A 17,519-nucleotide genomic window follows, 5' to 3' on the forward strand; every position below is an offset into this window, starting at 1 on the left:
TCTTTTTTGGTGTTACGCTGTGATCCAAGCTTCGTTTGCTGGATTTTTACGCCACTCTTGTAATTTTTTCGTTTCAGCTTGTCCGATCATACCTTTTTCTGCTGCTACTTCAGTTAATGCACTGTAGTCGCTTAAAGAGTATGATGCTACGTTAGCTGCTTCTAGTTTTTCTTTTCCTGCTTCTAACTCATATGTGAAGATTGATACGATTCCTAATACTTCACAGCCAGCTTCACGAAGTGCTTCTACACATGTAATTGCACTACCGCCAGTTGAAATTAAGTCTTCTACTACCACTACTTTTTGACCTTTTTCAGCTTTTCCTTCGATTTGGTTCCCTTTACCGTGACCCTTTGCTTTACTACGTACGTAGCACATTGGTAAATCCATACGATCGCTTACCCATGCAGCGTGCGCAATACCAGCAGTTGCTGTTCCTGCAATAACTTCTACAGTTGGAAAGTGCTCTTTAATTAACTCTTCTAATCCAGCTGCAATCGCTTGACGTACTTTTGGATAAGATAAAGTTAAACGGTTATCACAATAAATTGGTGATTTCATACCTGAAGACCATATGAATGGATCATTCGGTTGTAAAAATACTGCTCCAATTTCTAATAAATGCGATGCGATTTCTTTTTTCATACTGTTACACCTTCCCACTGTTGTTTTACTGTTTTATACGCTTCAAGCGGATTTTCTGCTTTTGTAATACTACGTCCAACTACGATGTAGCTTGAGCCAAGTTCCCTCGCACGTTTCGGTGTTGCTACGCGCACCTGGTCATTTACATCATCGCTTGCAAGACGAATCCCCGGTGTTACTGTTACAAATTCATTTCCGCATACTTCACGTAATTTTGGAACTTCAAGCGTTGAGCAAACAACGCCATCCAGTCCACTTTCTTTCGTTAATTTTGCATAATGAGCAACCGCTTCTTCTAACGTTTTCTCAATGCCGATCTCTTTTTTCATCATAGCTTCCGAAGTGCTTGTTAGTTGTGTAACTGCAATACAAATCGGTCTCTCTTTTCCTTCTTGCTTACCTTCCTCTAATCCCTCAATCGCAGCTTTCATCATACTACTTCCCCCAGCAGCATGAACATTTACCATATCAACATCTAGACTAGCTAGGCTACGCATAGCGCTTTTTACTGTATTCGGAATATCATGAAGTTTTAAGTCTAGAAAAATCTTATGCCCTTTTTCTTTTAAGTACGTAATAATTGCAGGGCCTTCTTTGTAAAATAACTCCATACCAACTTTGACAAATAACTCTTCCCCTTCAAAGTGGCGCAAGAATTGTTCTACATCTTGTTTCCCTGGAAAATCTAGTGCAACGATTAACGACTGTGACATGTTTGCTTCCAGCTCCTTCCTTGACATTCCGAAATGTGATCAAATCCTAATTCATCTAGTAATGCTGGTAGCTCTTCAATAATTGTCGGACATACGAACGGATCGATAAAGTTCGCTGTACCTACTGCAACTGCGCTTGCGCCAGCGTAGAAGAATTCAATTACATCTTCCGCTGTTTCAATACCACCCATTCCGATAATTGGAATGTTAACCGCTTGGCTTACTTCATGTACCATACGAATTGCTACTGGCTTAATCGCAGGACCTGATAATCCGCCTGTACGGTTTGCTAAAATTGGTTTAGCTGTTTTTAAATCTAGACGCATACCAAGCAATGTATTAATCATCGTTAAACCGTCTGCACCTGCATTTTCAATTGCTTTTGCAATTTCCACAATGTTTGCCACGTTCGGTGACAACTTTACATATACAGGTACTTCAGAAACCTCTTTTACTCGCTTCGTTAAATCAGCAGCAATTTCAGGATTTGTACCAAAGGCAATACCACCTGTTTTTACGTTCGGACAAGAAATGTTTAATTCTAGCGCATGGACATTAGGCGCTTTAGAAATTTCCTTTGCAACCGCTACGTAATCCTCAGCTTGTGAGCCTGCAACGTTCGCAATGATTGGAAGATCAAATTGTTCGAGAAAAGGTAATTCAGAATTCATTACTTTTTCTAATCCTGGGTTTTGAAGTCCGATTGCATTTAACATGCCGCCCGGTGTTTCAGCAACACGAGGCGTCGGATTTCCATAGCGTGGTTGTTCTGTCGTCGCTTTAATCATGATTGATCCTAGTACACTTAAATCGTAAAACTGTGCATATTCACGACCAAATCCAAAGCATCCAGATGCCGGTATAATTGGATTTTTTAATGATAATCCTGGTAATTCAACTTGCAATCTGTTCATAGTACAACCTCCCCGATTGGAAATACTGGTCCGTCGCTACACACCTTCTTGTAAGAATGTCCACTTGGATCTTCTTGTAAGTGGCATACACATGCGAAACAAGCTCCAATACCACAACCCATACGTTCTTCTAATGAAATATAGGCTTTTTTCTCTTTGTAACGTCCTTCTAATGCACGAAGCATCGCTAACGGACCACATGAATAAAGAATATCAAAGTCAATTCCGTAGTTATCAATTACATCTGTGACAAATCCTTTTGTACCGTGTGTACCGTCTACTGTCGCAACGTACGTATCACCAAGTTCTGCAAATTTTTCTTCATAGAAAACAACATCTTTCGTTTGAAAACCTAAGATGTGAATTACGCGTACACCTTTTGCAACGAGGCGCTGTGACAATTCATAAAGTGGTGGTACACCAATTCCCCCGCCTACTAGTAAAGCTGTTTGACCAGCTTCTGCTTCTTCTACAGGAAAACCGTGTCCTAGTGGTCCTAGTACGTCTACCATTTCACCTTGTTTTCTAGTTGCTAATGTTTTTGTCCCTTGTCCTTCTGCACGATATAGCATTGTAAATTCGTTCTTCTCTTGATCTACATTACAAATACTAATCGGGCGGCGCAGAAGGGGCGCAATGCCCTCTGCTACCTTAATGTGCACAAACTGCCCTGGTTCGTTCATTTGCTGTACTAAAGTTCCTTGAAGCACTAATTCGTAAATGTTTTTTGCGATTTCTTTTTGATTAACGACGATCATATTTTGCTTTTGCATCATGCATGTACCACCTCGTGACGCTTTGTTTGCGTAATTTCTTTCATTGAATGAGCTGAGAATGTCATAGATTCTAATACTCGTAAGATTGCTCTCGTTGTATCAAGTGATGTTAAGCAAGCTACACCATTTTCTACTGATTCACGGCGAATGCGGAAACCATCACGCGCTGGTTGTTTGCCTTTTGTTAATGTATTGATTACAAACTGTGCTTTTCCTTGACGGATAATATCTAGTAAGTTGTAGTCTTCAGAATCAATTTTGTTTACAACTTGTACTGGGATATTTTGCTCTTCTAATGATTGTGCTGTCCCAGCTGTTGCTAATAAGTTATAGCCGATTTCATGGAAACGTTTTGCAATCTCCATCGCCTCTTCTTTATCTTTATCCGCTACAGTAATGATTACTGATCCGTGTGTTGGGATGTTAATTCCAGAAGCAACTAACCCTTTGTATAATGCTTTTTCAAGCGTTAAATCTTTACCCATTACTTCCCCTGTTGATTTCATTTCAGGTCCTAATGTTGTATCAACTGAGCGTAGTTTCGCGAATGAGAATACCGGAGCTTTTACATAGACTTCTTTCTCTTCTGGGTGATAGCCCGTTCCGTATCCTTGCTCTACTAGGTCTTGCCCTAAAATAACTTTCGTTGCAACGTTTGCCATTGGTACACCTGTAATTTTACTTAAGAATGGTACTGTACGGCTCGCACGTGGATTTACTTCAATTACGTACACTTGATCTTTGAATACTACAAACTGGATATTTAGTAATCCAACAATGTTTAATCCTTTTCCAAGTGCAATTGTATGTTCAATAATTTGTTCTTTTAATTTTTCAGATAAGCTTTGTGGTGGATATACTCCAATTGAGTCACCAGAGTGAACTCCAGCGCGTTCAATATGCTCCATAATACCTGGAATGAATACATTCTCACCGTCTGAAATTGCATCTACTTCAATTTCTTTACCAACCATGTATCGGTCGATTAATACTGGGTGATCAGCGTGAACTTTAACTGCATTTTTCATGTAGTGCAGTAGTTCTTCTTGACGATATACGATTTCCATCGCACGTCCACCTAGTACGTAAGATGGTCTTACTAATACTGGGTAACCAATTTTGTCAGCGATTGCTACCGCTTGCTCTACAGTCGTTGCCGTTTTACCAACTGGTTGCGGGATACCAAGCTGTGTTAGAGCTGCCTCAAACTTATCACGATCTTCTGCACGGTCTAAATCTTCAAGTGATGTTCCTAAGATTTTCACACCATGAGCCTCTAATTTAGCAGCTAAGTTAATTGCTGTTTGTCCACCGAATTGGACGATAACACCTTCTGGCTTTTCTAAATCGATAATGTGCATTACATCTTCGATTGTTAATGGTTCAAAGTATAATTTATCAGAAATACTGAAGTCTGTTGAAACTGTTTCTGGATTGTTATTAACAATGATTGCCTCATAGCCAGCTTCTTTAATTGCCCATACAGAGTGAACTGTTGCGTAGTCAAACTCAACCCCTTGACCGATACGGATTGGGCCAGACCCTAGTACAACAACACTCTTACGATCTGTTCTAACCGATTCATTCTCGTCACCATATGTGCTGTAGTAGTATGGTGTTGCAGATTCAAACTCTGCCGCACAAGTATCTACCATTTTATAAACAGGAGTTATATTGCTTTCTTTACGCATATCGTAAATTTCACGCTCTGTTTTGTTCCAAGATGCTGCAATGTAGTGATCGCTGAAGCCCATTTCTTTCGCCGTTTGTAGTACTTCCATATTTCCTACATTCGCTTTCACTTCACGTTCCATATTTACGATGTTTTCAACTTTTTGTAAGAAGAAGAAGTCCATTTCGCACCATTCGTTAATTTCTTCTTTCGTTACACCTTGACGAATTGCTTCTGCTACAATAAACAGTCGCTCATCGTCTGCTTTAATAATGCGTTTTTTCATTGTCTCTTTATCAAGTTCTTTTAAGTGGTCTAATTCTAAGTGATAAATGCCAAGCTCTAAAGAACGAACCGCTTTTAATAATGATTGCTCTAAGTTACGTCCGATTGACATAACTTCACCAGTTGCTTTCATCTGCGTTCCAAGCGTTCTGTTTGCTGATTCAAACTTATCAAATGGCCAGCGTGGAATTTTTGAAACAACATAGTCTAATGCTGGTTCGAAACAAGCGTATGTTTTTTGTGTAACTGGGTTTATAATTTCATCTAATGTTAAACCGACTGCAATTTTTGCCGCTAACTTCGCAATTGGATATCCAGTTGCTTTAGATGCTAGTGCAGATGAACGACTTACACGCGGGTTTACTTCGATTACATAGTATTGGAAACTATGTGGATCAAGTGCAAGCTGAACATTACATCCACCTTCAATTCCTAATGCACGAATAATTCGTAATGAAGTGTTTCGTAACATTTGATATTCGCGGTCACTTAATGTTTGGCTCGGTGCTACAACGATAGAATCACCTGTATGAACCCCAACTGGATCGATATTTTCCATGTTACATACTACAATCGCGTTATCATTCGAATCACGCATTACTTCATATTCAATTTCCTTACAACCAGCAATGCTCTTTTCTAATAAACATTGTGTTACTGGACTATGTTTTAATCCACCTGATACGATTTCAATTAGTTCTTCTTCATTACTACAGATTCCGCCGCCTGTTCCCCCCATTGTAAATGCTGGGCGAACAATAACTGGATAACCAATTTCTTTTACAAATTCATGTGCTTCTTCTAGCGTATGAATAATGGTACTAGATGGAATTGGTTCATTTAATTCCTGCATTAATGTACGGAATAAATCACGATCTTCTGCTTGCTCAATTGCTGATAATTTTGTTCCTAAAATTTCAACTCCACATTCTTCAAGTATGCCTGATTTCGCAAGTTCGACAGCCATATTTAAACCTGTTTGACCACCTAATGTTGGCAGGATTGCATCTGGACGCTCTTTACGAATGATACGGCTTACGAATTCTAGTGTTAATGGTTCTATATATACTTTATCTGCTGTTGCAGTATCTGTCATAATTGTTGCTGGGTTAGAGTTAACAAGGATTACTTTGTAACCTTCTTCTCTAAGAGATTGACAAGCTTGTGTACCAGAGTAATCAAACTCTGCTGCTTGCCCAATTACAATTGGTCCTGATCCGATTACTAAAATTGTGTTAATGTCTAGGCGTTTTGGCATAACTCTTCCCCTTCTTTCTTGAAGTTTTCAATCATTTCTAAGAAATCTTCGAATAAATCATTTGCATCTTCTGGTCCTGCTGAAGCTTCTGGATGATACTGTACTGTAAATGCCGGGAACTTCGTATGACGAAGACCTTCTACTGTTCCATCATTTAAAGCGACATGTGTAATTTCAAGTTCTGTATTTTTAACTGATTCTTCTTCTACTGCATAACCATGGTTTTGAGATGTAATTGCTACTTTTCCAGTTGCAAGATGTTTTACTGGATGGTTTAAACCACGGTGACCAAATTTCAACTTACTTGTATTCGCACCAGATGCTAGAGCGAATAGTTGATGTCCTAAGCAAATTCCGAATAAAGGAACTTTACCGATAATGTCTTTTAACATTTCAATCGCTTCTGGTACATCTTTTGGATCTCCAGGCCCGTTACTTAACATGATTCCATCTGGGCTAAGGCGTAAAATCTCTTCCGCTGTTGTATTGTAAGGTACTACAATTACATCACAGTCACGTTTATTTAATTCTCGTAAAATACCATGTTTCATTCCGAAGTCTACAAGTACAACACGATGTCCACGGCCTGGGCTTGGGTATGGATCTTTCGTTGATACGCGTTTCACGTGATCTGTAAATACTGTCGCTTTTAATTGGCTCACGATGTATTCTACATCTGCATCCATGTTACATAGACGTCCGCGTAATGTACCGTATTGACGAATTTTTCTCGTTAATTTTCTTGTATCAATTCCTGCTAAGCCTGGGATGTTTCTTTCTTTTAAGTAATCATTTAACGAAATTTCATTACGGAAGTTTGATGGGTGATCACAAATTTCGTTTACGATTAAACCATTTACAGATGGGTGAATCGATTCAAAATCGTCACGGTTAATGCCGTAGTTTCCGATTAATGGGTACGTGAATGTTACGATTTGACCGCAATATGATGGATCAGATAATGTTTCTTGATATCCAGTCATTCCTGTTGTGAATACAACCTCACCTGACTTTTCAATTTCTCCTCCGAAACCTTTTCCAATTAATACTGTTCCATCTTCTAAGATAAGTTGTCTTTTCATACTAATGCACTCTCCTTTTGCCATGCGATCTTACCACCAACGATTGTCATTACCGGCCATCCTTGGCATTTCCAACCTGCGAATGGTGTATTTTTTCCTTTTGATAAGAATGTTGTTGGGTCAATCTCTTCTTCTTGTTCTAAATCAATGATTGTAATATCAGCTGTTCTACCTTCTTTCAGGCGACCTGCTTCTAAGCCGAATGTATCAGCTGGCTTTTCTGTTAAGAATTGAATTAACTGCTCTAGTGTAATGATTCCTTTTTTCACAAGGTTTGTGTATAGAAGTGGGAATGCTGTTTCAAAACCAGTAATTCCGAATGGTGCTCTTTCAATTCCTTGTGCTTTCTCTTCCGCTGTATGCGGTGCATGATCAGTTGCGATCATATCGATCGTTCCATCTAATAAACCTTCAATTAGTGCTGCGTGGTCTTCTTTTCCACGAAGCGGTGGGTTCATTTTAAAGTTAGGATCAGCTGATGGAATATCATCTTCACATAACACTAAGTGATGAGGTGTTACCTCTGCTGTTACTTTAATTCCAGCGCGTTTCGCATCACGGATTACACGTACAGATCCTTTCGTACTTACGTGACATACGTGATAGTGACAATCTGCCGCTTCAGCAAGCAGTATATCCCTTGCAATATGTACAGATTCACATACTGATGGGATACCGTTTAATCCGTGTTTCTCAGAAAACTTCCCTTCATGTACACAACCTTTATTAATAAGAGTATTCTCTTCACAGTGCGCAACTACTGCCATATTTAATTTCGCTGCACGCTTCATAGCAGCTAACATCATGCTAGCATCTTGTACGCCTACACCGTCATCTGTGAAAGCAAATGCTCCAAGTTCTTTTAACGTTTCGAAATCTGTCATTTCAGAACCCGCTTGACGTACTGTAATTGCTCCATATGGTAGTACGTTGACATGCGCTTTTTCTTTAATACGATTTTGCAAGTCTTCCATATGTTCTCTGCAATCTGGCACTGGGCGTGTATTTGGCATTGCACAAATTGTAGTGAATCCACCTTTTGCCGCTGCTAGTGTACCTGTTTCAATTGTTTCTTTATGTTCACCACCTGGTTCACGAAGGTGTACGTGTACATCTACTAATCCAGGTGCGATTAACTTTCCGTTCACATCGATTACTTCAGCATTATCTGCCGTAATATTTTCTGCTACCTTAGCGATTTTACCGTCTTGTACGAGAAGATCCGTTGCTACGATTTTTCCTTCTTCATTCATATAACGACCATTTTTAAACAAATAATTCATGTTTCATTCCTCCTAATACATTTGGTAAGGCGCGTTTTAGTACAGCCATTCTTACGTAAACTCCATTTTCCATTTGTTTAAATATGCGTGAACGCTCACACTCAACAAGTTCACTTGCAATTTCAACATCACGGTTTACAGGAGCTGGATGCATAATAATGCTTCCTTCTTTCATACGCTTTTCTCTTTCCACTGTTAATCCGTGTTTCTCATGATACTCTTTCATAATGTCTGTTTCATAATGATCATGACGCTCATGTTGTACACGAAGTAACATCATTACATCCACTTCTGGAACAAGTTCATCTAATGGTTTGTATGTTCCAAATGTGTTGTCTTCATCTTTCCACTCTTCAGGGCTTGCAAAGTAAATTGTTGCACCCAGCTTCGTTAATGCTTCTGCATTAGAACGTGCTACTCGGCTATGACGAACATCTCCTACTATTGCAATCTTCAAACCTTCAAATCTTCCAAACTCTTGTTTAATTGTAAGAAGGTCGAGTAGGCACTGTGTTGGGTGGTTTCCACATCCATCTCCAGCGTTTAAGATTGGAATATTCACCTGATCTTTTAGTTCATCGAAGTAGCGATCTTGCTCGTGGCGGATGACCACTGCTTTTGTTCCGATTGATTCTAGTGTTCTTATCGTATCGTATAAAGTTTCTCCTTTTTGTACGCTAGATGCATCAGCTGAAAAGTTTAAAACATCAAGTCCTAATCTCTTCTCAGCAACTTCAAAGCTAAATCTCGTTCTCGTACTATTCTCAAAGAACAAGTTCGCAACAAAAGTTTGCTCTGTCGTTTTGCTCTCTTTCCCATTCGCAAAATCTTCTGCGTCTTTTAGGATTTCTGAAATTTCTACTTCCGATAATTCACTCATCGTTAACAAATGGCTCATCGTCATCCCTCATCTTTCTGGTTTTTATGTTACCACTTTTGTATTTTCATAACAATCTTTGCATAAAAATACCCTAGTCATGTGAGACTAGGGTGCAAGAAAGAAGCCACCCTTTCCGGTCTCACAGGACTGAATTAAAAGGTTATTATTATGAAGCAATCTGCTTAGATTGTTTTATTTGTTTTGTTTCCGGTAATAGTAGATTTAACAGCACACCTACAATTGCTGCTAGTGCCATTCCTTCTACTTGGAACGATTCTCCTACGTGAAGTACCGCTCCACCAATACCGATTACTAGTATTACTGATGCAATCATTAAGTTTCGTTTATCACTTAAATCTGTTTTATCGTCTACCATCATGCGTAATCCGCTTGATGCGATTACACCGAATAGTAAGATTGATACACCACCCATAACTGGTGTTGGGATCGAATGAATTAGTGCAGAAATCTTACCGATAAATCCGAACATGATTGCGAATACTGCTGAACCGATGAATAAGTATACACTGTACGCTCTCGTAATTGCTAGCACACCGATGTTTTCACCATACGTTGTATTCGGTGGCCCACCGATTAGTGATGCGATTAATGTTGCTATCCCATCACCGAAGATTGAACGGTGTAAACCTGGTTTTTCAATTAGATCTCTTTTAATAACATTTCCTAGTACAATTTGATGTCCGATATGTTCTGAAATTGTTACTAGTGCAACTGGTACCATCAAGAGTACAATCTTCCATGAAAACTCTGGTGTGTATGTTACAAATGGTACTGTGAAATCTGGTACAACAAACCATTTCGCCTCAGCTACCGGCTTTAAGTCTACTAGCCCTTGGAAGTAAGCGAAGATATATCCACCGATAATGCCAAGTAACACTGGTATGATACTGAAAAATCCTCTTCCGAATATCGAGCATATAATTGTAATTGCTAATGTTACTAATGCTACTGAAAAGTGTGTAAAGCTATATTTGCCATCCGCACCGTTCATCGCCATGTTCACTGCTGTATGTGCTAAAGCTAGACCGATTACCATTACTACTGGACCAACTACGATTGGCGGAAGTAATTTCATAATCCACTCTGATCCTGATTTCTTAATTCCGAGTGAGATTAAGATGTACACAAGTCCTGCTAGCAAACCACCGAGCATTGCCGCTCCAGGTCCCCCTGCTGTTTTCGCTGTAATAATCGGTGCGATAAAGGCGAATGATGATCCTAGGTAGGCCGGTACTTGACCTTTCGTTATAAGAAGAAACGCTAACGTTCCTAATCCACTTGATATTAATGCTACTGACGGATTCAATCCTGTTAAAAACGGAACAAGCACTGTTGATCCAAACATCGCGAACAAATGTTGTATACTTAAAAATAACCATTTTCCCGGTTTCGGTACTTCATTAACGTCTAACACTGGCTTTTGTTCCATTGTTACATCCTCCTTCAGTTTGATTCTTTGCAATAAAAAAACTCTTTGTGCCTGTGCACAAAGAGTCCTACACTTTCGTATGCCAAATTTGACATATGAAAGCCAAGACCCTTTGGCAGCCTCACAGGACTACATTTAAAAGGGCTTTACTTATCGTATATGCTTACTCGATCTTGTTGATCTGTCTCTTGCAAATCAACTTCGATACGCTCTTCACTTGATGTTGGAATGTTCTTTCCTACATAATCAGCGCGAATTGGTAGTTCACGATGACCTCTATCAACAAGAACTGCTAGTTGGATTTGTGATGGTCTACCTAAATCCATAAGAGCATCCATTGCTGCTCGAACTGTTCTGCCTGTATATAATACATCATCCACAAGGATAACTTTTTTCTTCGTAATATCTACAGGGATATCAGAACCTTTTACAAGTGGTTCTTCATTTTTCGATTGTAGTGTTAGGTCATCACGGTATAACGTAATATCTAACTCTCCAACTTCCATTTCTTTTCCTTCAATTTGACCAATTCGTTCTGCCAAACGTTGTGCAATAAAAATTCCACGAGTTTTAATTCCGACAAGAACACAATTATCGACACCTTTATTTCGTTCCACGATTTCATGACTAATTCGTGTTAAAGCGCGGCGAATCATTTGGTCGTCTAAAACGACAGCTTTCTCTTGCATGCTCTACACCTCCAAGCTTTTTTTTCTTGCGTGAGAGTAATGGTATAAAAAAAGTCCTCTCAGCGTGTGCGAGAGGACTTTTGAAAAAAGGGTACAACTACCCTAAGCATTTCAAACCGTTACCTTCTCAACCTCACGGGGCTGTGTTAAAGGATCATTATTTAACTGTTGTCAGTATCTCAGTTTTCTTATGATTTGTCAATACTATTTTCGTAAAACATTTAATGCATCTTCAAACACTTCTGGAATCGGTGCCTCAAACTGAATATATTCACCAGTACGAGGGTGATCAAATCCTAAAATACCTGCATGAAGTGCTTGTCCATTCATATCTAATGTTTTCTTTGGTCCATACTTTGGATCTCCAGCAAGTGGATAGCCAATATATTTCATATGAACACGAATTTGGTGCGTACGTCCTGTTTCTAAGCGACATTCTACAAGTGTGAAGTCTTTGAAACGCTCTAACACTTGGAAGTGAGTAACAGCGTTCTTACCGTTTTCATCAACTGTCATACTTTGACGCTCTTTCTTATCGCGACCAATCGGAGCATCAATCGTTCCCTTATCATGCGGGATAACACCGTGTACAATCGCTTTGTAACGTCTTGTTACTGTTTTTGCTACAAGTTGATTTACAAGTGATTCGTGTGCCATATCATTTTTAGCGACCATTAATAGGCCAGATGTATCCTTATCAATACGATGCACGATACCAGGACGCATTACACCGTTAATACCTGATAAATCTGTACAATGATGCATAAGACCATTCACAAGCGTACCACTTGTATGACCTGGTGCTGGATGTACAACCATACCACGTGGCTTATTTACAACAAGTACATCTGCATCTTCATAATAAATTTCTAAGTTCATATCTTCTGCTTGAATATCTAACGCTTCTGGCTCAGGAATCGTTACTGTAATTTCATCATTCTCTTTAACTTTATAATTTACTTTTACCGATTTCCCATTAACTGTTACAACATCATCTTTAATCCATTGCTGTACTTGTGAACGTGACCATTCACTGTTTATTTCTGCAACGAATTTATCAATTCGCTCATTTTTTTGCTCTTCTGCAACTGTTACTTGTACTACTTCACTCATTCAATTACTCCTTCGCTTTCTTACCTTCTAATAATGTTTGAATAATAATTAATACAACACCAATACATAATGCTGAATCAGCTATATTAAATACTGGATAGTTGTACGAGAAAATATACACGTGAATGAAATCCACTACTTCTTGTCTAAATACACGATCAATAAAGTTACCAATTGCTCCGCCTAATATTAGACCTAATGAAATTCCTAGAAGCTTGTCTGTTTTCGCATATTTTTTCATATAAAATACGATAAATACTACAAAAATGACTGTAATAATGTAGAAGAACCACATTTTATTTTCTAAAATCCCCCAGGCAGCTCCTCTATTTCGATGTGATGTTATGTATAATACATTATCGATAATCGGAATGCTCGTACCCAATTCCATGTTCTTTACAATTAGCCATTTCGATATTTGATCGATGACAATGACAAATAACGCTATTACATAATATATCATTTTCATTTCCCCCACAAAGACAGTGTACCTCAAAATTTTAGCATAGCTGCAACCTTTTCACAATGAACCTTTATAGAAGAATAAAATAAATTAAAAAAAGGTAATATAATATCGTTGTGCACATTCATACATTTACTTTTTCATAGAAAAATTCATGGATAGTACGGGCAGTCGGCATCGTTTTCATTTGTTTTACCGAAATTACTCTCCCTGTTTCTTCACAAATACCATACATATCTATTTCCATTTTAAATAATGCACGTTCTACATCTTTTAAATCCTCTTTTATATCATGTAATAGCAGTTTTTTCTTTATCTCTTCCTTAATTTCATATCCAAGCTCTTCGCTAAACTCTGTATCATATTTGTGCATGACCTCTTTAGCTAGTCTCTCTTGCAATTCTTTTCTCATCAATTGCAATTCTTCTTTTATTTCCATATACATTTCATTCACGTGTACATTCCTCCCAGCTGCAATGTACGATTAGTGTGTCCGAAATTTATATGCTTACCTCTCACACATTTTTCCTTCATAGGAAAGAGAGTGAAAGTTATTTCAATGTACCATCAACAAAAAAATGACTGCACTTTACGTGCAGTCATTTTTTATTATTTTACATAATTTTCTTTAACAACTGTTGCACAACGCTCACATAATGTTTCATGTTCAGCATCTTTACCAATTGTTTCTGAAACTACCCAACAACGTTCACATGTTTCACCAGTTGCTTGAGCAACAACAACCGCTGTATGTTCATACTTAGGCGCATCTGCTGGCGCTTCTTCCATCAGACCACCAAGCTTATACTCAGAAACGATGAATAATTGCTTTAAGTCTTCGCTAATAGACTCTAACATAGCTTTCATTTCTGCAGTTGGATATAACGTAATGCTTGCATTTAATGACTTACCGATTACTTTTTCATTACGCGCTACTTCTAACGCTTTTAATACGTCATCACGTAATGTCATAAATGCATCCCATTTGGTTTTCAATGCTTCCGCACCATCTAATTGTACAGCTTCTGGCATATCAGTTAATTGTACGCTTTCTTCTGTTACACCCGGAACATATGGCCATACTTCATCAGCTGTATGCGGTAAGATTGGTGTTACAAGTTTTGTCAATGCAACAAGAACATCATATAATACCGTTTGAATTGCACGACGATCTTCATGGTTTGCACCTTCAATGTATAAAATGTCTTTTGCAAAGTCTAAGTAGAATGAGCTTAAATCAATTGTACAGAAGTTATGAATTGCATGATATACAGCAGCGAAGTCGTATGTTTCATATGCTTCTTTTACTTTTGTAATTAAGTCATTTAATTTCACTAACATGTAACGATCTACTTCACGAAGTTCAGCTACTGCCACTGTATTTTCACTTGGCTTAAAGTCATCTAAGTTTCCTAATAAGAAACGGAATGTGTTACGGATTTTACGATACACTTCTGCTACTTGTTTTAAAATATCATCTGAAATACGTACATCAGATTGATAGTCAACAGAAGATACCCATAAGCGTAGAATGTCCCCGCCTAATTGATCCATAATTTTCTTCGGTACGACGATGTTTCCAATCGACTTACTCATTTTACGTCCTTCACCATCTAATACGAAACCATGGCTTAGTACGCCTTTATATGGAGCTTTACCTGTTACAGCAACTGCTGTTGATAATGAAGAGTTAAACCAACCACGATATTGGTCAGATCCTTCTAAATATAAATCAGCTGGACGTTGTAAGTCTTCGCGCTCTTCTAATACCGCTTGGTGAGAAGAACCTGAGTCGAACCATACATCCATGATGTCTGTTTCTTTACGGAATTCACCATTTGGGCTACCTGGATGTGTAAATCCTTCTGGTAATAGATCTTTCGCTTCACGCTCGAACCATACGTTAGAACCGTGTTCACGGAATAAATCTGCTACATGGTTAATTGTTTCATCTGTAATAATTGGATCACCATTCTCAGCATAGAATACAGGAATTGGCACACCCCATGCACGCTGACGAGAAATACACCAGTCACCACGGTCACGAACCATGTTATGAAGACGAGTTTCGCCCCACGCTGGTACCCATTTTGTTTCCGCAACAGCTTCTAATAACTCTTTACGGAATGCTTCAATAGATGCAAACCACTGTGCTGTCGCACGGAAAATAATTGGTTTTTTCGTTCTCCAATCATGTGGGTATGAATGCGTAATGAATGTTAGTTTCAGTAACGCGCCTACTTCTTCTAATTTTTCTGTAATTGGCTTGTTAGCTTTATCATAGAATAAGCCTTCAAATCCAGGTGCTTCCTCTGTTAATACACCTTTATCATCAACTGGGCAAAGTACTTCTAAACCATACTTTTTACCAACAACGAAGTCATCTTCCCCGTGTCCTGGTGCTGTATGAACACACCCTGTACCTGCATCTGTTGTTACGTGATCTCCTAGCATAACTAATGAATCACGATCGTAGAATGGATGTTTTGCAACTGTATACTCAAGTTCGCTACCTTTTACAGTTTTCACAACTTCAGCATTTTCCCACTCTAACGTTTTTGCAACTGTCTCAAATAGTTCAGACGCAATAATATATTTTTCATCATTTACTTTTACAATGCTGTATTCAAGTTCTGGGTGAACAGAAATACCTAAGTTTGCAGGTAACGTCCAAGGTGTTGTTGTCCAGATAATGAATTTCTCATCACCTTCTAATACGTTCTTTCCATCTTTAACAGGGAATGCTACGTAAATAGATGCTGATTTTTTATCTTGGTATTCAATTTCAGCTTCTGCTAAAGCTGATTCACTCGTTGGAGACCAGTAAACTGGTTTTTGCCCTTTATAGATATAACCTTTTTTCGCCATATCACCAAACACTTTAATTTGTTGTGCTTCATAAGCTGGCTCTAAAGTAATATATGGGTTATCCCAATCAGCACGTACGCCTAAACGCTTAAATTGTTCACGTTGACGTTCTACTTGTTCATATGCATACTCTGCACATAACTTACGGAACTCAGCAACTGTCATTTCTTTACGCTTTACACCTTTATTTGTTAAAGCTTGCTCAATTGGTAAACCGTGCGTATCCCAACCTGGAACATATGGTGCACAGTAACCAGTCATTGATTTATAACGAACAATAAAGTCTTTTAATACTTTATTTAATGCATGTCCCATATGAATGTCACCATTTGCATATGGAGGTCCATCATGCAGTACGAATAAAGGACGACCTTTTGTATGTTCTTGTACTTTTTCATAAATATTCATTTCAGCCCACTGTTCTTGCATTGCAGGCTCACGTTTTGGTAAATTCCCACGCATTGGGAACTCTGTTTTTGGCATTAGTAATGTATTTTTGTACTCCATGCTCAATTCCTCCTTACATGTATAAAAGAAAGACTTAAAAAACGGAATAAAAAAGAGACTTTCTCATCCCAAAAAGGGACGAGAAAGTCTCCCGCGGTACCACCCTAGTAGATCCTATACGTATGTATACAATCCTCTTTATATTCTTAACGCGAATATACGCCTACGCTTACTCTATTTGTTCAGCGCGGAACTCCAGGGTGATATTCCCATTATCTCCTTATCCTGAGCTTACACCATCCTCAGTTCGCTATATAAGGTATGAAAAAGGTACTTATCCCTATCTTCGTTTTTCTTAATAAATATGTTGTTTAAAATTATATGTAATAATGAGAAAAACGTCAAGCTTACACTGTTTCTTCTTTTTTCAACAGTTCATCTACTTCGTCTTCTAACTCAATTAGTTTATCCCAATCATCGTTGTTTAACATTTCAAGCTGTGTTTCTAATAACATACGGAAACGAGTGCGGAATACTTTCGCTTGTTTCTTCAGCTCTTCAATATCAAAAGCAACCTTTCTTGATTTTACTAATGCTTCGTTAATAATACGGTCTGCATTCTTTTCCGCTTCACGTACGATTAATTTTGCTTCTTTTTGTGCATTACGTTTTACTTCTTCCGCTGCTTCTTGTGCAACAACGATAGATTTGTTTAGCGTATCTTCAATATTAGAAAAATGATCTAACTTTCCTTCTAATTGCGCAACTTTTTCTTCTAAAGCTTTTTTCTCACGAATGACTAATTCATAATCTTTGATAATCTGATCAAGAAACTCATTTACTTGATCCTCATCATAGCCACGGAATCCGCGACCAAATTCTTTGTTATGAATATCTAATGGTGTTAACGGCACAACGCCACCTCCAAGTAGTTATCTAAATTTCCTCTTTCAATTATATCTTTTCTTCGACAAAATAGGA

The 17,519-nt window shown here is 38.3% G+C and carries 15 protein-coding genes and 1 other annotated feature; all 15 genes read right to left on the reverse strand.

The window, feature by feature from the left end:
* Positions 1 to 12 precede the first annotated feature (12 nt).
* The 15 genes from pyrE to divIVA all read right to left on the reverse strand — a co-directional run bounded on the left by pyrE (position 13) and on the right by divIVA (position 17,452).
* Positions 13 to 645, reverse strand: a complete 633-nt coding sequence (gene pyrE, locus ATN06_RS19745; RefSeq protein ID WP_060632023.1) for an orotate phosphoribosyltransferase — start codon at positions 643 to 645, stop codon at positions 13 to 15.
* Positions 642 to 1,358: an orotidine-5'-phosphate decarboxylase gene (gene pyrF / locus ATN06_RS19750; RefSeq protein ID WP_000083496.1), complete on the reverse strand. Its 717-nt coding sequence runs from the start codon at positions 1,356 to 1,358 to the stop codon at positions 642 to 644. Before pyrF ends, pyrE begins: the two co-directional genes overlap by 4 nt.
* On the reverse strand, positions 1,343 to 2,272 hold the full coding sequence (gene pyrD / locus ATN06_RS19755; protein ID WP_001081053.1) for a dihydroorotate oxidase B catalytic subunit: 930 nt from the start codon (positions 2,270 to 2,272) through the stop codon (positions 1,343 to 1,345). The genes pyrF and pyrD overlap by 16 nt, the downstream gene beginning before the upstream one ends.
* A complete protein-coding gene (gene pyrK / locus ATN06_RS19760) occupies positions 2,269 to 3,048 on the reverse strand; it encodes a dihydroorotate oxidase B electron transfer subunit (protein WP_000983359.1) in 780 nt (259 codons plus the stop codon). The genes pyrD and pyrK overlap by 4 nt, the downstream gene beginning before the upstream one ends.
* The gene (gene carB / locus ATN06_RS19765) at positions 3,045 to 6,263 is read right to left on the reverse strand and encodes a carbamoyl-phosphate synthase large subunit (RefSeq protein ID WP_060632024.1); all 3,219 of its coding nucleotides are present in this window, start codon (positions 6,261 to 6,263) and stop codon (positions 3,045 to 3,047) included. The genes pyrK and carB overlap by 4 nt, the downstream gene beginning before the upstream one ends.
* Positions 6,248 to 7,345, reverse strand: a complete 1,098-nt coding sequence (locus tag ATN06_RS19770; RefSeq protein WP_000828669.1) for a carbamoyl phosphate synthase small subunit — start codon at positions 7,343 to 7,345, stop codon at positions 6,248 to 6,250. The genes carB and ATN06_RS19770 overlap by 16 nt, the downstream gene beginning before the upstream one ends.
* A complete protein-coding gene (gene pyrC / locus ATN06_RS19775) occupies positions 7,342 to 8,628 on the reverse strand; it encodes a dihydroorotase (RefSeq protein ID WP_001108374.1) in 1,287 nt (428 codons plus the stop codon). Before pyrC ends, ATN06_RS19770 begins: the two co-directional genes overlap by 4 nt.
* The gene (gene pyrB / locus ATN06_RS19780; protein WP_000018849.1) at positions 8,612 to 9,526 is read right to left on the reverse strand and encodes an aspartate carbamoyltransferase; all 915 of its coding nucleotides are present in this window, start codon (positions 9,524 to 9,526) and stop codon (positions 8,612 to 8,614) included. The genes pyrC and pyrB overlap by 17 nt, the downstream gene beginning before the upstream one ends.
* Before the next feature lie 148 nt (positions 9,527 to 9,674).
* Positions 9,675 to 10,958 (reverse strand): uracil permease, encoded by a 1,284-nt coding sequence (gene uraA, locus ATN06_RS19785; protein WP_025148300.1) that lies wholly within the window; start codon positions 10,956 to 10,958, stop codon positions 9,675 to 9,677.
* 146 nt (positions 10,959 to 11,104) lie between these two features.
* A complete protein-coding gene (pyrR, locus tag ATN06_RS19790) occupies positions 11,105 to 11,647 on the reverse strand; it encodes a bifunctional pyrimidine operon transcriptional regulator/uracil phosphoribosyltransferase (RefSeq protein WP_001156490.1) in 543 nt (180 codons plus the stop codon).
* 204 nt (positions 11,648 to 11,851) lie between these two features.
* Entirely contained in the window at positions 11,852 to 12,760 is a 909-nt protein-coding gene (locus ATN06_RS19795) for an RluA family pseudouridine synthase (RefSeq protein WP_060632025.1), read from the reverse strand.
* Between the two features lie 4 nt (positions 12,761 to 12,764).
* Positions 12,765 to 13,223 carry a lipoprotein signal peptidase LspA gene (gene lspA / locus ATN06_RS19800; protein ID WP_060632026.1) on the reverse strand — a complete coding sequence of 153 codons (459 nt, stop codon included), beginning with the start codon at positions 13,221 to 13,223 and terminating at the stop codon, positions 12,765 to 12,767.
* 124 nt (positions 13,224 to 13,347) lie between these two features.
* Entirely contained in the window at positions 13,348 to 13,677 is a 330-nt protein-coding gene (locus ATN06_RS19805) for a TraR/DksA C4-type zinc finger protein (RefSeq protein WP_001004659.1), read from the reverse strand.
* Positions 13,678 to 13,832: 155 nt separating this feature from the next.
* Positions 13,833 to 16,598, reverse strand: coding sequence for an isoleucine--tRNA ligase (gene ileS2 / locus ATN06_RS19810; RefSeq protein WP_060632027.1), 2,766 nt, complete (start codon positions 16,596 to 16,598; stop codon positions 13,833 to 13,835).
* Between the two features lie 71 nt (positions 16,599 to 16,669).
* Positions 16,670 to 16,894: a binding site (T-box leader), on the reverse strand.
* A 51-nt stretch (positions 16,895 to 16,945) separates the two neighbouring features.
* Positions 16,946 to 17,452, reverse strand: coding sequence for a septum site-determining protein DivIVA (divIVA, locus tag ATN06_RS19815; RefSeq protein ID WP_001131611.1), 507 nt, complete (start codon positions 17,450 to 17,452; stop codon positions 16,946 to 16,948).
* Positions 17,453 to 17,519: the final 67 nt, after the last annotated feature.

Origin of the sequence: Bacillus thuringiensis, from assembly GCF_001455345.1 — a bacterium.
GTDB lineage: Bacteria > Bacillota > Bacilli > Bacillales > Bacillaceae_G > Bacillus_A > Bacillus_A thuringiensis_N.

Bases quoted from the DNA above. Each gene is read 5' to 3' on its own strand.
- pyrC (WP_001108374.1), bottom strand. From the start codon at position 8,628: ATGAATTATTTGTTTAAAAATGGTCGTTATATGAATGAAGAAGGAAAA.
- pyrF (WP_000083496.1), bottom strand. From the start codon at position 1,358: ATGTCACAGTCGTTAATCGTTGCACTAGATTTTCCAGGGAAACAAGAT.
- carB (WP_060632024.1), bottom strand. From the start codon at position 6,263: ATGCCAAAACGCCTAGACATTAACACAATTTTAGTAATCGGATCAGGA.
- pyrR (WP_001156490.1), bottom strand. From the start codon at position 11,647: ATGCAAGAGAAAGCTGTCGTTTTAGACGACCAAATGATTCGCCGCGCT.
- pyrK (WP_000983359.1), bottom strand. From the start codon at position 3,048: ATGATGCAAAAGCAAAATATGATCGTCGTTAATCAAAAAGAAATCGCA.
- ATN06_RS19770 (WP_000828669.1), bottom strand. From the start codon at position 7,345: ATGAAAAGACAACTTATCTTAGAAGATGGAACAGTATTAATTGGAAAA.
- pyrB (WP_000018849.1), bottom strand. From the start codon at position 9,526: ATGAGCCATTTGTTAACGATGAGTGAATTATCGGAAGTAGAAATTTCA.
- uraA (WP_025148300.1), bottom strand. From the start codon at position 10,958: ATGGAACAAAAGCCAGTGTTAGACGTTAATGAAGTACCGAAACCGGGA.
- ileS2 (WP_060632027.1), bottom strand. From the start codon at position 16,598: ATGGAGTACAAAAATACATTACTAATGCCAAAAACAGAGTTCCCAATG.
- pyrE (WP_060632023.1), bottom strand. From the start codon at position 645: ATGAAAAAAGAAATCGCATCGCATTTATTAGAAATTGGAGCAGTATTT.
- lspA (WP_060632026.1), bottom strand. From the start codon at position 13,223: ATGATATATTATGTAATAGCGTTATTTGTCATTGTCATCGATCAAATA.
- pyrD (WP_001081053.1), bottom strand. From the start codon at position 2,272: ATGAACAGATTGCAAGTTGAATTACCAGGATTATCATTAAAAAATCCA.
- ATN06_RS19795 (WP_060632025.1), bottom strand. From the start codon at position 12,760: ATGAGTGAAGTAGTACAAGTAACAGTTGCAGAAGAGCAAAAAAATGAG.